Origin of the sequence: Chryseobacterium sp. OSA05B (genome assembly GCF_019970065.1) — a bacterium.
GTDB lineage: Bacteria > Bacteroidota > Bacteroidia > Flavobacteriales > Weeksellaceae > Chryseobacterium.
Map to the genome: position 1 here is coordinate 718679 of NZ_JAHXYH010000002.1, position 15771 is coordinate 734449.

Sequence of the window (15771 nt, forward strand, 5' to 3'; positions counted from 1 at the left end):
ATTAAAAAAACATTAAAATAATATGGCATCTGGTTTTTTTGCAATTTTAGATGATATCGCGGCGCTGATGGATGATGTAGCTGTTACAAGTAAAATAGCCACACAGAGAACAGCAGGTATTCTGGGCGATGACCTGGCTGTGAATGCAGAGAAAGCTACGGGTTTCCTCTCTTCACGGGAAATTCCGGTTCTGTGGGCCATTACAAAAGGCTCCTTTATCAATAAACTGATTATTCTTCCTGTGGTGTTCCTTCTCAACTGGCTCTATGCTCCTGCCATCAACTATGTGCTGATTTTGGGCGGATTATATCTGGCATTTGAAGGTGTTGAAAAAATTATAGAATTTCTTTTTCACCGGGATAAAAAAGGTCACGAAGTGGTAGAAGAAATTGTAGAAGACGAAAAGAGTGCTGAAGAAATAGAAAAAGCAAAGGTAAAATCGGCCATCACCACAGATTTTATTTTATCTGTTGAGATTGTGATCATTGCTTTGGGAACCGTTTTGGAAGAGAGTCATCCTTTCATTACCCAGATTTTGGTAACGAGTCTGGTTGCTTTTATAGCTACGGTGGGCGTATACGGAATTGTTGCTTTGATCGTAAGAATGGATGATGCAGGATTCAAATTGATCAAGAAGAGTAATGACAAAGGCTTCTTTGGAAAGCTTGGACACTTTTTGGTGAATGCTTTACCGGTTGTGATTAAAGCTTTGGGAGTGATAGGTACCATTGCTTTGATTATGGTAGCCGGCGGTATTTTTGCACACAGAATAGAATTTCTTCACCATGTTTTACCTTCCTGGTCTTCTAATGAGCTGCTTACTATTTTTAAAGAAATTATCTTGGGACTTATAGGAGGCTTATTTGCAGTAGCACTTTTTACAATAGGAAAAGGGGCTGTTTCTCTGGTCAAGAAGAAATAAAAAAATAAAAGAATTAAATTTAAATATTCAAAAAAGCCTGTACTCAAATATGAATGCAGGCTTTTTTATATTATTTTTTGAGATTTGCCTGGATTAATTCAATGATGGTTACCGACTTTGTTCCAAACATATCTTTTACCCAGAATTCTGATACTTTTTGCCGCTCAAGGATTAAAAAAAGTGCCAGACCTTCTTCCTGTGACCACCATCTTCCATTTCTTCTGATTCCCTTTATGGCTGTTTCTTGATCTGTTTTACCTCCTTGAGGGTGAATCAGCCATAAATACATTGAATATTGTCCTAGACCTTCCATAGTAAGAAACAGATCGTCCATTGCAGCGAGGGTCTTATATTTCCCTTTTAAATATTTTTTTTGCCTTTTATTCATTAGATTCAAGCCTTTTAATAGCTCTTCCTGATGAAGTTCTTTATCAGAAATACTATTATAGAAGCTACTTACTTCAGCATTAAACAGATCAACATATTCTTTATTTTGACTGAAAATATTCTGAAGCATATCATCATTGGTATTAACCCCGAAATCATGCTCCTTTTCATATTGGGTAATTTTTATTCCAAAATTCAGCATTTGTTGCGAATGGGAAAATTCATGAAGGAATACCCCGGTGATTAAATTGTCCAATCCGAGTTCCTTGCTTTCTACACCTGCTTTTTTCCAGAAACTGGGAAGAGGCATGACGAAAAAAGAATGATGTGCTGTACCGGGAATCTCGGAAGCATAAGAAGTAATGCCTACCGGAATAGAATTTTTGTCGGGTAGAGTAATTTTGCCATGGTGAAGGGCCTTTTTCCAGTTTAGTTTTAAATTTAAAAGGCTGGGTCCATTAATAGTTTCCCCTTTATTTATAGTAACTGTAGACGTTGAATACACATAGTTTTCATCAAAGAATACAAATTCTACAGGCGTTATGGTATCAATTTTATAAATATTCTGATAAACCAATATCCATGCGGAAAACCAATCGGTCACTGTCTTGTGAAACTCTTCATTCGGAGTGTTCTGTCCAAATGCTTTGACCTGGAAAATAAGAAGTACCAGAAAAAAGTATATTTTCTTCATAAGTGTTGGATTGTGTGATAAGCCAATATACAAAATATTACTATAAAGACAGAGTCCATAATTCCGGTTATTGATGAAGATAAAATCAACCCCATAAAAACAAAAAAGTCGGAAGAAAAATCTTCCGACAATAACTGCCATGAGGCCTTATAATATATCTTAGTTGAATAAATCTTTCACTTTATCAAAGAAAGTTTTTTCTTTTCCGGAAGGTTCTGCAACCATTTCTCCGCTTGACATCTGCTTTTCAAAGAAATCTTTCTGATCCTTTGTCAGTTTTTGGGGTGTCCATACATTGATATGGATGAACATATCACCTTTTCCATAGCTGTCGATGCTAGGAAGGCCCTTTCCTGCCAGTCTGAGGATCTTCCCGGACTGTGTCCCCGGATCAATGGTAATTTTCACCTTACCACCTACTGTAGACACTTCTTTCTTAGTTCCTAAAGCGGCTTCTGCAAATGAAATATATAATTCCTGGTGAAGATTGTCACCTTCTCTCTTGATTGTTTTATCTACTTCCTCTTCAATGATCACCAATAAATCACCCGGAATTCCTCCGAATGGCGCATCATTTCCTTTTCCTCTTACGTTAAGCTGAATGCCGTCTCTCGCACCCGCCGGAATATTGATAGAGATTTCCTCTTCATCTTTGATCAGTCCCTGTGCATTGGCTCCTGCTGGAATTTTATCGGCTACTTTCCCGATTCCCTGACAGGTTCCACAGGTAGTCTGCGTCTGCATTTGTCCGAACATCGTATTCATAACCTTTAACTGAACACCGGAACCGTTACAGGTAGGACAAACTTTTGAAGTGGCACCTTCCGCCATCTTCATTTTTTTTACTTTGATGGTTTTCTGCGTTCCGTTCACCATTTCCTCAAGGTTCAGCTTGATTCTGATTCTTAAATTAGAACCTTTCACCTGCTGGCGTCCTCCGCCACCACCGCCAAAACCACCGAAGCCTCCGCCTCCGAAAATATCTCCAAACTGGCTGAAAATATCTTCCATGTTCATTCCGCCGCCGAAGCCACCGCCTCCAAAGCCACCATTTCCGCCCATTCCGGCATGACCGAACTGGTCGTATCTTGCACGTTTCTGGTCGTCGCTCAGTACTTCATACGCTTCTGCAGCTTCTTTAAATTTTTCCTCAGCCTCTTTATCACCGGGATTTTTATCCGGGTGAAATTTGATCGCCATTTTTCGGTATGATTTCTTTATCTCTTCGGCCGATGCAGATTTACTGATCTCAAGAACTTCGTAATAATCTCTTTTTGACATATTCTTATAATTGATTATTGATAAATGATAATTGACGCCTATTGCTTATGGTTTAAAACCCGCTGTCAATCAATTATCTATCACCATTTATCATTTATTTACTATTAGTTTCCTGTTACTACTTTTGCAAAACGGATCACTTTATCACTTAAAGTATATCCTGTTTCAATAACATCTACGATTTTGCCTTTTAGATCTTCCGATGGTGCAGGAATCTGTGTAATCGCCTCGTGGAAGTCTACATTGAAGGTATCACCTGCTCTTACTTCCATCGCTTTTAAGCCTTTTTCAGTAAGTCTGTTCTTAAATTTCTGATAGATCAGTTCTACACCCTGAAGGTCAGCTGAATTTCCGTTTTTAGCAATTTCTTTTAAAGCTCTTTCGAAGTCATCAAGAATACCCAGCATTGAAATCATCATATCCTGATTGGCATACTGGAAGAATTCCATCTTCTCTTTTGCCGTTCTTTTTTTATAATTTTCGAATTCAGCGTACAACCTGATGTAACGGTCTTTTTCTTCTGCCAAAAGTTCCTCTGGAGAAGGTTTTACTGTCACATTTTCCTCAGCTGCCACTTCGTTCTGAACGTTGTTCTCTTCCTGATTATTGATGCTTTCTTCGTTAATATCCTGATTTTCCATAATTCAATATTTATTTAAATAGTTGTTTGACAAAGAACCTGCCAAATAGAAAATATGGACATTAAGGCAGAAAAGGGAATGAGGAATTGGCTGTGAATGGTCAATTTTGCTGGGAAAGCCAGAGAAGATTGTGAAATGTCAATTTTACGTCACAAGTCAATAGTGAATTGTGGAGGATGAAAATTCACAATTCACTATTGACGATTCTCCATTCACTTTTCTACCCTGCGAATGTCTGGTACAATAGGTATAAATTCAGTACAATAATAACCACGGAAATAATCCAGACACTAACTTTTAAAATAGGTTTATTCACGAATTCTCCCATTTTGGCTTTATCATTGGTGAACATCACCAAAGGAACTACCGCAAAACTCAGCTGCATGGATAGGATCACCTGGCTTAAAACCAGTAAGTCTGTAGTTCCCTGCTCTCCATAGATGATCGCAACTATTAAAGCCGGAATGACAGCAATCAGCCTTGTGATTAACCTTCTTAACCATGGTTTCAAACGAATATTTAAAAATCCTTCCATAACGATCTGTCCTGCAAGTGTGCCGGTAAGCGTTGAATTTTGTCCTGATGCCAGCAAGGCAATTGCAAAAGCAATACTTGCCATAGAAGCTCCCAGAATAGGAGTCAGCATTTTGTAGGCGTCATGAATATCCGCTACATGCTTATTTCCTGTAGTATGGAACGTGGCGGCGGCAAGAATAAGAATGGCTGCATTGATGAAGAAAGCCAGCATCAGGGAAACCGTACTGTCTAAAGTGGCGAACTTGATCGCTTCCTTTTTTCCTTCCTTATCGCGCGGATAATCTCTGGTCTGGACAATACTGCTGTGCAGGTATAAGTTGTGGGGCATTACAGTGGCTCCCAAAATCCCGATAGCGATATAGAGCATTGCCGGGTTTTGGATGATCTCTTTCTGGGGAACAAGTCCTCCAAGTATTTCATTAAAAGCAGGCTGTGAAATCACAATTTCATAGATAAAACACGCCAGAATGATAAAAATAAGTCCGCCTACAATACTTTCTATCCATCGGAAACCTTTGGCCTGAAGCAAAAGAATAATCAGAACATCTACAGTTGTGATCACAATTCCCCAGGTTAGTGGAATATGAAATAAGAGATTTAAGGCAATAGCTGAACCTATCACCTCTGCGAGATCACACGCGGCGATGGCTATTTCACAGAAAACCCACAGGATAAAATTGGTGGTAGGGCTGAAGTGGTCACGGCAAGCCTGCGCGAGATCCCTTTCTGCAACAACACCCAATTTTACGGACAGGTGCTGCAAAACCATGGCGAAAATATTTGAAATAAGAATCACCGAAAGCAGGGTATATCCGAATTGAGCTCCTCCCGCAATATCGGTAGCCCAGTTTCCCGGATCCATATATCCTACGGCAATCATCAGTCCCGGACCTGCAAATGCAAGATACTTTCTCCAGAAAGAACCTTTTCTGGGAACTTTTATGGAGGAATATACCTCAGGCAGGGAATGGGAAGTTTTATCTTTACGCCAGGCGTTATTTAAATTGAAATTCATAAATGTTAGAAATGACTAACAAATTTACTTAAATAAATGTAAATACGAAAGTCGGTGACAAAAAAATCCCGAAAACTAATTTCCGGGATCCTATTTTTAAAGATTCTAAAGATCTATTTTGCAAATCTTACAGCCATTTTTCTGTCTGCAGCTCTTTCTGCATCAGAAGCTTTAGCATCTACTTTAGCATATTTGCTTCCGTAGCCTTCTGCTTCCAGAACCTGAGCTCCAACGCCGGCTTTCGCTAAGGCACCTTTGATAAATTCAGCTCTTGATTTAGACAATTTCACATTGCTTGCCTCATTTCCTGTCTTATCAGTATATCCTCCGATTTTGATTTTGGCATCCGGGAATGCTTTTAAAATAGCAACCAGGTTGTCAAGCTGTCCCTGAGAACCTGCTTCCAGTTCAGTAGAGCTTCCCAGTTTGAAGTTAACATGGTCAAAATCATACCACTTATCTTTTAATGTGGCATCATCAGCTGCATTTTTATAATCTCCTGATTTCAGGAAGGTAATCATCTGATCTTCCATACCTCCTTTATAACCTTTCAGCATAACCCCGTTTAGATCGATGTTTTCATCGGTTTTGGCAACTGGTGCTGTAGTGGTTGCAGAAGTATCAGCAGGAGTTGTGGTAGCTGCTGAGTCTGTTTTTGATGCTGAAGAATCAGTCACCGTAGTTGTCGTTGTAGTCTGTTTCTTGTCGCACTGCTTCCAAAGGAAATAAGCCGCGGCAATTAAAAGTAAAAGCGGAAGCAACCATTTCCAGATTGAACCTCCGCCTTCATTATTATTTCTGTCAGGATTGGTTCCTGCAGCTGTAGTACTTCTTGTAACTTCTATTTTAGGCTCTTCGCTGGCCGTTGTTCTAATGGTATCGTTATCATTATCAAACTTATACCCTTTAGCCCAGTCTCCGATATTAAGAGATGCCAGAGAAAGCCCTGCCGGCAGCAGTGAAGAAACAATTCCTTTTTGCTCACCCAACAGGTTTGAAATACCTGATTTGTCTAAATTGTTATCAGCAGCATATTTTCCGATAGAACCTACCGTAGCTCCTGTTACTAAATTAAGCAGTGAACTGGAAGAATTATTGCTGATTCCTGCATAGGTAGCAATAGCATTCACTATTCCACTGATTTTGTCTCCAAAAATAGAGGTCAACAATGTAGAAATAACAGGGCTGCTGGAAGCACCACCCATTAAATTTCCTAAAATTCCGCTCGACGAGGCATTGGTAATTGCATCCAAAACTCCCGGGTTATCGGAATTATTTGCTAATCCTCCAACAACTGCAGGAAGCATACCTCCAATTGCTTTTGAAATACCGGATTCACTTTCTCCAAGTTGTGAAGCTGCTTGTGAAACCAAAGCGGGACCTAATTGTCCTTTAATTAAATCAATGACATTTAAAGACATAATAAATTATTTTTTTAGATTAATGTTGAATAAATTTAAACAAAAATCTGTCCAAAAGTCACTTTTTTTTGAATATTTATTTAATTTCCCGCCAGGTTTTTGAAAATCAGCAAGGTTTTTTAGTAAGCTTTTGCGAATAATACACGTCTTTTCGACGGCTTACCACTTACCATAGAAATACCTTCTTCGATATCGTCATCTAAAGGAATACATCGGATTGTAGCCTTCGTTTCATCCTTAATCTGCTCTTCTTCTTCAGCCGTTCCATCCCAATGTGCGTAAATGAAGCCTCCTTTTTCTTCAAGAACTTTCTTGAATTCTTCATACGTATCCACTCTTGTGATGTTATCTTTTCTGAAGTTGAGTGCTTTTTCGTAAAGATCTTTCTGAATGGTCTGCAATAACTCTTCGATATAAACATCTACTCCTTCAATAGAGCGCACTTCTTTAGTCAGATTGTCTCTTCTCGCGATTTCTACGGATTTATTTTCAAGATCTCTTGGTCCCATTGCAATTCTTACTGGAACACCTTTTAATTCGTATTCTGCAAACTTCCATCCCGGTTTGTTATGCGTATCGTCATCAAATTTTACAGAGATGCCTTTTGCTTTTAATTTAGCCACAATATCCAATGCAACTTCACTGATCTGAGCCAATTGCTCTTCTCCTTTGAAGATCGGAACAATTACCACTTGGATTGGAGCCAGGGTAGGAGGAAGTACCAGTCCTAAATCATCGGAATGTGTCATGATCAATGCTCCCATCAAACGTGTGGAAGTTCCCCATGATGTAGCCCATGCATGTTCAATCTTACCTTCTTTGTTGGTGAATTTTACATCGAATGCTTTCGCAAAATTCTGACCTAAGAAGTGAGAAGTTCCTGCCTGAAGCGCTTTTCCGTCCTGCATTAAGGCTTCGATACAATAGGTTTCGTCAGCTCCCGCAAATCTTTCAGATGGCGTTTTTAATCCCATTATAACAGGCATCGCCATGAATCTCTCTGCAAAATCTGCATAAACGTTATTCATTTTTTCAGCTTCCTCCACCGCTTCGTCTTTGGTAGCGTGTGCAGTGTGGCCTTCCTGCCATAAGAATTCTGCCGTTCTCAGGAACAGACGGGTTCTCATTTCCCAACGGACAACATTCGCCCACTGGTTGATCAATATCGGAAGGTCTCTGTAAGATTGAATCCAGTTTTTGTATGTATTCCAGATAATAGCTTCGGAAGTAGGACGTACAATAAGCTCCTCCTCCAGTTTTGCATCCGGATCCACAATCAGCTTGTGCGGATTATCCGGGTCTGTTTTTAATCTATAATGGGTAACTACTGCACATTCTTTAGCAAAACCTTCTGCATTTTTCTCCTCTGCCTCAAACAGGCTTTTGGGCACAAAAAGCGGGAAATAAGCATTCACGTGACCTGTTTCTTTGAATCTTTTGTCCATTTCATCACGCATTTTTTCCCAGATTGCATAGCCGTATGGTTTGATCACCATGCATCCTCGCACTCCAGAGTTTTCAGCTAAGTCAGCTTTTACCACCAACTCATTATACCATTTGCTGTAATCTTCGCTTCTTGAGGTTAATTTTGCCATTATTTTTTTAAATTTTTTTAACTTTTGTACATTATTGTTATCTAAAAATAAAAATCTATTTTTGATAGATTTATTTACCAGTGTTTTGGTACATTTTTGGTACAGATTGCAAATATAATTTAAATTAAAAATTTTTACGTTATCATGAAAAGAAATATACATAAAAATTTGCTCGGTCTGTTAAAGTCCAAAGGGATTTTAGCAATATCAGGCGGATTGCTGCTTGTGTCTTGTGGCGCCCAAATGGGTGGCTATACAGAGACCGACGGGGTATACTACGACCCCAATAAAGATACGCTGCCTGAAGGAGTGATCATCAATGATCGCGGAAACAGAGTGGGGGAAAATTACGATTATTACCAGGACTCTAATGTGATTCAGAATGCACAGACCAATTCCAGAGAACAGGACAACAGATATAATACATGGAGCGACAATAACTGGAATACGAATGCTACAGATTCAGACTGGGGTGCGTTTGCCGGATCTCAGACCAACTACTACGACAACTCCTGGGGTTCTCCCTGGGGATGGTATGGTGGTTATAGCCCGTATTGGGGTATGAACCGTGGCTGGGGCTGGGGTATGGGATTATCCTGGGGCTGGGGCGGATCTTTCGGCTGGGGCTGGGGAGGCTCAATGGGCTGGGGTAGTCCTTACTGGGGATATGGATATTCTCCTTATTGGGGTGGATATTATGACCCGTTCTGGGGCGGCGGTTACGGTAACCCATATTGGGGCTGGAACGGTGGCTACTGGGGTAATGGTTACAGACCTATCTACAGAAGAAGTGGCGGCGGAGGATTCAGCAATCCGGGGCTGACCAATAATATTTACAGAAACAATACTTATAACGGAGGTTTCAGAAACAGCAACAGCAGTGGTTTCAACAATTCATCTAATGGAGGTTTCAGAAACGGAAGCACAAACGGTGGTTTCAGAAACAGTTCAAGTGGCGGTTTCAGAAACGGGAGTTCAAATAACGGAGGATTCAGACAGGGAAATATGAATGGGGGTTACAACAACCAACAGCAGTCCGGAGGATTCCGTAATTCAAATTCTCAGCCTAGACCTAATTATAATACGCAGCCTACCTATAACAATAACAACGGAGGATTCAGGTCCAATGATAGTGGAGGATTCAGATCAAGCGGCGGTTCTTCCGGTGGTGGTTTCAGAGGCGGTGGCTCTTCCGGTGGAGGTGGTGGCTTCAGATCTGGCGGCGGAGGCGGCGGCTTCAGAGGTGGCAGATAATTTCAAACTTAATAACTATTAAAAAAATAATGTTAAAAAAATCTTTAGTATTAATGAGTGTTGCTGCAGCATTTTATGCGCAGGCTCAGGATGTTTCTATATTGAGAAATACTGTAGATGTTTATTCCAGTACTCCGATGGTGGGTTCGTCAAAATTTAATGCAATGGCTGGAGCAAACGGAGCATTAGGAGGTGATGCTAATTCCATGCTTACGAACCCTGCAGGTTTGGGAGTTGCCATTTCCGGAGAAGTTTCCGGAACATTGGCCATCGCGGGAAATAAAAATAAAAGTACGTGGGCGGGATCTACTATTGATTATAGCAAGACCAATACAGATCTTGGAAATGTAGGCGCTGTGGTTACTTTTCCTTTGATGAGTGAAACAGGATGGAAGTTCATCAATATCGGGATCAATTATTCCAATCAATCATTGGATAATTATATAGAATCTCCGGGAAGCAATGATGTGATCAAGGATTTTACAGATAAAAGTGCTTCTTTGGCAGGTCATGCCTATAACAGATACGGAAATCTTTCCAAAACCAGTTTTGGGGTAGGTGCTAACTATAATCACAATGTATATGTAGGGGCTGCATTGAACTTTTTCAATGCATCGATCGATCAGTATGATACGGCAGCTTTCAAATCGCTGGCTGACGGTTCTATTGAATATTTCGACAGACAGAATACTCCTATGTTTGAAAGATCTTCAGGTTTTTCTGCCTCTGTAGGGGTGATTGGAAAGCTGAGTCCTAATTTCAGAATTGGAGGTGCTATAGAAACACCTACTTTCTGGCGTATAGACAGAGATTACAGTTTCTATAACGATCCCAACTATGGAGATGGTACAGGAACTGAATCCAGAGATCTTACCACACCACTTAAAGCAACAGTGAGTGCAGCATTTGTTGCCAGTAAAAACTTCTCATTGAATGTGGATTACTCATTGGGCCTAACAAGACCTAAATATAAAGTGGTAACAGGCGCTGAAACCGAACTGAACAGCTTCTTTAAAGATAATTATAAGAACGTATCAGAAGTAAGAATCGGAGCCGAGTACAGATTGAAACAGTTCAGATTAAGAGGAGGGTACTCTTACGCATCCAATCCTTTTGATGCTTTGACGGTAAGTCAGGTGAATCCGGATGCCTCTACTTCTGACAGATCATATAACGATATGATGCTTAATAACAGAAATCTTGCTTCTTTCGGTTTAGGATATGATTTCAAATCATTTTATATAGATGCTTCTTATCAGTATATAACTTCTACATACAGCAATCCTTATCTTAGAGGTATTGAAACAGGAAATCCAAACACTGATACTGCTTATTATTCTGCTAACAGAATTATGTCTTCCGACTACTTTGCAGTTTCAGAAGTGAAAAATAACAGAAATAACTTCTTTATTACATTAGGCTGGAAGTTCTAATTCCAGATTGTGTAATGAGTGATTAAATTGAGGCTCCGGATCGTAAGATCCGGAGCTTTTTTATGTCGTTTAAATTAGAGGAAGATTAATGTCCTACAGCAGGATGAGAATGGAAAAGATGCATGATCAGAGCTAAAGAAACCCCAAGGATCACAAGCCCGATCTTGATCCAGTCGATATTATGATTCTTATTGCTCTCAAAGATAATCACTGATGAGATATGAAGGAAAATCCCACCTACGATAGCCAGAAAATAGGGCTGAAGATCAGGATTGAAATAATTTCCAAGCAGCATTCCCATCGGAGAGGCCAATGCAAACAGGGCAACAATCAGAATAGAAGGATATGGTGAACTTTTGGACTCATTTTTTCGGTTAAACAAAAATGCTCCAAGAATAAATGAAATAGGAAGATTGTGAAATACAATTCCCAGAAGATAAGGCGACAGCTGTTGCTGCTCATTAGCCAATGGAATTCCCTCAATAAAAGCATGAATAAATAAGCCAACCATCAGGGCCATCGGAAGGATATTATTTTCACTGTGATGGTGAAAATGCCCGTGCTCGAAACCTTTCGTTAAAGCCTCAAGGATCATCTGAAGCAAAACTCCCGCAATCACGAAAATTCCCAGACTGCTCCCCACTCGGGACGTGTAGACCTGTGGAAAAACTTCGTTCAGACAGATGGTGATCAGAAATCCGGCACTCAGGACCAGCAGATTTTTAGCCAGCTTTTCTTTTTTTCCGAAATGCTTGCCGAGAAAAACTCCCGTAATAACACTTAATATCAGTAAAACAACGGTGATCATGCCTTTTTCTTAAATAAATTGATACAGCGTGTAGAAACTTCACGGTCAAATGCATTCAGCTGATAATCGCCCCAGATTTTTACTCTTTCAAAACCGCAGTCTGCTGCATATGAATTGATGGCTTCCAAAGTATGAAGTTTTACTTTTTCAAAGAAATGAAAAGATTTTCCGTCCGCTTCAAAACGGATGTCCTTGATAATATGTCTTCCTTCGATCTTTTTCAGAATCTTAAAATCAATATCACCGCGGGTTATTGTCGTTTCAGGGACTATTTTTTTTCTTACGTACTCTTCATTCAGATAATCCAGAACAAAATATCCTCCCGGTTTTAAAACATGATAAACCGACTGGAAGACTTTTTTGTCATCACTTTCATGATCAAAATATCCGAAACTTGTAAATAAATTGAATACGGCATCCATCGGATCAGCATCAATAGGGTTTCGCATATCATGAACATTGAATAAAAGAGTCTGGGTTTCAAACTGTTTGTCGAATTCGATGCTCTGTCTTGAAAGGTCCAGCCCCAACACGTCATATCCCAATTTATTCAAAAAAACAGAGTGTCTGCCTTTGCCGCAAGCCAGATCAATAATCTTGGATGAAGGCGGTAACTGAAGGTCTTCAGTGAGTTTTGTAATGAAATTTTCGGCTTCCGTATAGTCTCTGTTACTATAAAGAAGATGATAATAAGGTGTATCAAACCAAGATTCAAACCATTCCATAATGCAAAAATAACTAAATTTGTGCGGTTAAAAGCAAAGTATTTACATATTGAGAGATCGAAAGATTCAATTACGAGCAAAATTGAACCTCTAATCTTTTAAGTATTAAATCATTAAATCTTTTAATTATAATTTATGGACACAGAAAATCTAAAGATTCAGATAAAGACATTCTTCGGACTGGAGCAGGTCCTTGCTGAAGAGATCAAAAAATTAGGCGGGAAAAACGTTGAAATTAAAAACCGTGCGGTCAATTGTGAAGGCGACCTCGGTTTTCTTTATAAAATTAACTACTCTGCAAGAACAGCATTAAAAATATTAATTCCTGTTTTTGAATTTAAAGCATTTAATCAACATCAGTTTTACAATAAGCTTTCTGCTATTGCATGGGAAGACTATATGCGTGTAGACCAGTCTTTCGCGATTGACTCTACCGTCAATTCTGAAACATTCAAGCATTCACAGTTTGTGACGTTGAAAATGAAAGATGCTATCGTGGATTATTTTCAAGAAAAATTCAATAGACGTCCTGATGTTGAAACAAGAGGCCCTGACATCAAATTCCACCTGCATATTGACAGAGAACTGGTCACTATTTCTTTAGATTCTTCAGGAGATCCTCTGTTTAAAAGAGGGTATAGAAAAGAGCAGGGTGAAGCCCCTATTAATGAAGTTTTGGCAAGCGGAATGCTTCAGCTGGCAGGTTGGGACGGAAAAGGAAACTTTCTGGATCCAATGTGTGGTTCAGGAACACTCCTTGTGGAAGCCGCAATGATTGCTATGGATCTTCCTGCACAGATCTTCAGAAGAAGATTTGCTTTCCAGAACTGGGCTAACTATGATGCTGATCTTTTTGCAAAAATTAAAGAAGTAAGAGTAAACAGAGTAAGAGAATTTACCGGAAAGATTGTTGGATATGATATTGACAGAAGGATGCTGAATGCAGCCAGAACCAATATCGAAGCAGCTGAAATGGAAGATGTAATCGAGGTGAGAACACAGGATTTCTTCGAATCCAAAAAAGAGCTTTTCCCGTTATTGATGGTCTTTAATCCGCCTTATGACGAGAGAATCTCTATTAATGATGATGATTTCTACAAAAAAATCGGAGATACATTCAAGACAAGTTACCCGAATACACTGGCCTGGCTGATCTCCTCTGATCTGGAGGCTGTGAAGAAAATCGGTCTGCGTCCTTCAAGAAAAATCAAACTTTTCAATGGAAAACTGGAAACCAGATTTCTGCAGTATGAAATGTATGAAGGAACGAAAAAACTTCATAAACTGGAAAAAGAATAATCAAGTTCTAGATAGAAACCTTCCTTCACCGGAAGGTTTTTTTTGTATTTGAACGTGATTAAATAGATAAAAGGAAAAGAGAAGCTGAGTATTAACTTCCATCCCTCCTCTTCAAGCTTCCTTTCTTGAGATATTTTGCTATTTTTTCAAAAGATTCTTTATTTTTGCCCAAAATCAAATTTTAAATATGGCGTGGGATCTTCTTGAAACTTTAGGAAATGTACTGGATGTAGTTTCCAGTAGTTCTTCATCTTCCGTGAGACTGAATTACAAGGATAAAAGTACAAAAAAGAAAAAATCAAAGTATTTCACCGAAAAAGCAAGTGCAGGTTTCATTGCCGTGGCTGGTGTTTTACTTTTTTTCGTGTTTAAGGATCCGTTACCGGCAGAAAATTACACTCAGACTTTAATAGTGGCTTCACTTATAGGAATTGCCATTTCGGGTATTCTGTTTTTTCTTTTGTATTTAATGGAATTTTATTATTTTAAAAGCTTTTTTAAATTATTGCTTTTCAGTGGTTCGGTAATCCTGTTCTTTATTTCCCTCGTGCTTTGTGTTTATTTCAAATCAGGGGTGTTTGTTTAAATATTGGATTAATAATGATCGTTTTGCGTGAAATGTTTTCCCGCAGATTCCACGGATTGCACAGATTTTTATGTAAAGATTTATATGATTTGCTCTCACAGATATCGCTTGCCGCACATTAAGCAAATCTCTAAGGTTCGCATTTGTATTCAATAAAAAAGCCCCTTCGAAGGAGCTTAATTTTAATATGTACTTTTTATTCTGTTTAATTATAGTGTAGTTTTCGTAAACATCTGAATAGACATATACCCTCTTCCCCAGTTGAAGTTGGGATCTACGGTAGACCACATATTGAATCTTATGGTTGCTGTATCTGCAGTAGGCTCCACATAACCGTTCAGAGCATAAGTAACGTTCACCGGTGTTGCGGTATTGTTTACAACTGTATCTCCCACGGTAGCATTGACAGAGGCCATTCTTGAACTGGCGCTGGAAGAAACCGCTGGAACCGTATATTTTCTGGAACCAGCCGGAAGTTCAGACCCGTTCTTTAAAAAACGGATTCCGAAATAGCCCCCGAAACTTGGCGCTATGGCTGTTGTTCCGATGGGAACGCTGTAAGTGGTCACCAGTTTCGCCTGCGTAAATGCCGGAATGGTAATCGTCACACTCAGACCCAAATTAACATTATTCACTGCAGTAGTGGCCGTTACCACCTGATCTATAGGTGCTGTGGCTGTCACGTCAAAAACGTTATCAAGTTTCCATGCTGTTTTGTCACGCTGTTGATAAGTAATCCATTGTGGAAGGGCAGGAGTTCCGTAATTGGTATAAAAGCCTTCTTCCATATTGGTGGTGACGTTCGTGTTGTAAACGATAAGTCCTTTCGCTGGAGATGAAATGGTTGTACCGTCATTAGGAGCCGTTAAAGTAACACGTGGAATAAGCATTCCTTTATTGGTAGCATTGATTTGAAATTTGGCCGATGCATCCACCGTTGTGGTGCCCAAAGCTGCTGACCCTGCTGAAGTAATAATAAAATCGTTGTCGGTCTGGGCAGCAGTAGGAGAGGCCGCATTATCTTTATTTCCATCCACGTGGAAGGCTCCGCTTGGATTATTTGTTCCTACTCCTACTTGTGCAGATGAGAAGATGCTCAGCGCTAATGAAATAGCGGTTAGATTTGCTTTCATAGATTGTGATTTTTAGTTGAAAATAATCCTTACACTGAAA

The 15771-nt window shown here is 39.5% G+C and carries 14 protein-coding genes; 5 read left to right on the top strand and 9 right to left on the bottom strand.

Annotation, left to right across the window (positions count from 1 at the left end):
- The first annotated feature begins 22 nt into the window (after positions 1 to 22).
- The gene (locus tag LC419_RS10725) at positions 23 to 922 is read left to right on the top strand and encodes a DUF808 domain-containing protein (protein WP_223607329.1); all 900 of its coding nucleotides are present in this window, start codon (positions 23 to 25) and stop codon (positions 920 to 922) included.
- Positions 923 to 992: 70 nt separating this feature from the next.
- Here the strand turns inward: LC419_RS10725 and LC419_RS10730 are convergent, their stop codons facing one another.
- The 6 genes from LC419_RS10730 to proS form a co-directional block, all read right to left on the bottom strand.
- A complete protein-coding gene (locus LC419_RS10730; RefSeq protein ID WP_223607330.1) occupies positions 993 to 2003 on the bottom strand; it encodes a hypothetical protein in 1011 nt (336 codons plus the stop codon).
- A 159-nt stretch (positions 2004 to 2162) separates the two neighbouring features.
- Complete coding sequence (gene dnaJ / locus LC419_RS10735; protein WP_223607331.1) at positions 2163 to 3284, bottom strand: molecular chaperone DnaJ; 1122 nt, start codon at positions 3282 to 3284, stop codon at positions 2163 to 2165.
- Positions 3285 to 3388: 104 nt separating this feature from the next.
- Complete coding sequence (locus LC419_RS10740) at positions 3389 to 3928, bottom strand: nucleotide exchange factor GrpE (RefSeq protein WP_223607598.1); 540 nt, start codon at positions 3926 to 3928, stop codon at positions 3389 to 3391.
- 217 nt (positions 3929 to 4145) lie between these two features.
- Positions 4146 to 5477, bottom strand: coding sequence for an Nramp family divalent metal transporter (locus tag LC419_RS10745; protein ID WP_223607332.1), 1332 nt, complete (start codon positions 5475 to 5477; stop codon positions 4146 to 4148).
- A gap of 113 nt (positions 5478 to 5590) precedes the next feature.
- Positions 5591 to 6898, bottom strand: coding sequence for an OmpA family protein (locus LC419_RS10750; RefSeq protein ID WP_223607333.1), 1308 nt, complete (start codon positions 6896 to 6898; stop codon positions 5591 to 5593).
- Positions 6899 to 7017: 119 nt separating this feature from the next.
- Positions 7018 to 8493 (bottom strand): proline--tRNA ligase, encoded by a 1476-nt coding sequence (gene proS / locus LC419_RS10755; protein WP_223607334.1) that lies wholly within the window; start codon positions 8491 to 8493, stop codon positions 7018 to 7020.
- Between the two features lie 144 nt (positions 8494 to 8637).
- On the opposite strand from proS, the gene LC419_RS10760 reads away from it, so the two are divergent.
- On the top strand, positions 8638 to 9747 hold the full coding sequence (locus LC419_RS10760) for a prolyl-tRNA synthetase (protein ID WP_223607335.1): 1110 nt from the start codon (positions 8638 to 8640) through the stop codon (positions 9745 to 9747).
- A 29-nt stretch (positions 9748 to 9776) separates the two neighbouring features.
- Positions 9777 to 11180 (top strand): OmpP1/FadL family transporter, encoded by a 1404-nt coding sequence (locus LC419_RS10765; RefSeq protein ID WP_223607336.1) that lies wholly within the window; start codon positions 9777 to 9779, stop codon positions 11178 to 11180.
- 85 nt (positions 11181 to 11265) lie between these two features.
- Here LC419_RS10765 and LC419_RS10770 read toward each other — a convergent pair whose 3' ends face one another.
- Positions 11266 to 11988 carry a ZIP family metal transporter gene (locus LC419_RS10770; RefSeq protein ID WP_223607337.1) on the bottom strand — a complete coding sequence of 241 codons (723 nt, stop codon included), beginning with the start codon at positions 11986 to 11988 and terminating at the stop codon, positions 11266 to 11268.
- The gene (locus tag LC419_RS10775; protein WP_223607338.1) at positions 11985 to 12713 is read right to left on the bottom strand and encodes a bifunctional 2-polyprenyl-6-hydroxyphenol methylase/3-demethylubiquinol 3-O-methyltransferase UbiG; all 729 of its coding nucleotides are present in this window, start codon (positions 12711 to 12713) and stop codon (positions 11985 to 11987) included. The genes LC419_RS10770 and LC419_RS10775 overlap by 4 nt, the downstream gene beginning before the upstream one ends.
- Before the next feature lie 135 nt (positions 12714 to 12848).
- Between LC419_RS10775 and LC419_RS10780 the strand changes: the two genes are divergently transcribed.
- Together LC419_RS10780 and LC419_RS10785 are read left to right on the top strand one after the other, a co-directional pair.
- Complete coding sequence (locus LC419_RS10780) at positions 12849 to 14012, top strand: class I SAM-dependent RNA methyltransferase (RefSeq protein ID WP_223607339.1); 1164 nt, start codon at positions 12849 to 12851, stop codon at positions 14010 to 14012.
- A gap of 187 nt (positions 14013 to 14199) precedes the next feature.
- On the top strand, positions 14200 to 14598 hold the full coding sequence (locus LC419_RS10785) for a branched-chain amino acid ABC transporter substrate-binding protein (RefSeq protein WP_223607340.1): 399 nt from the start codon (positions 14200 to 14202) through the stop codon (positions 14596 to 14598).
- Between the two features lie 209 nt (positions 14599 to 14807).
- Here the strand turns inward: LC419_RS10785 and LC419_RS10790 are convergent, their stop codons facing one another.
- Positions 14808 to 15731 (bottom strand): hypothetical protein, encoded by a 924-nt coding sequence (locus LC419_RS10790; protein WP_223607341.1) that lies wholly within the window; start codon positions 15729 to 15731, stop codon positions 14808 to 14810.
- Between the last annotated feature and the right edge of the window lie 40 nt (positions 15732 to 15771).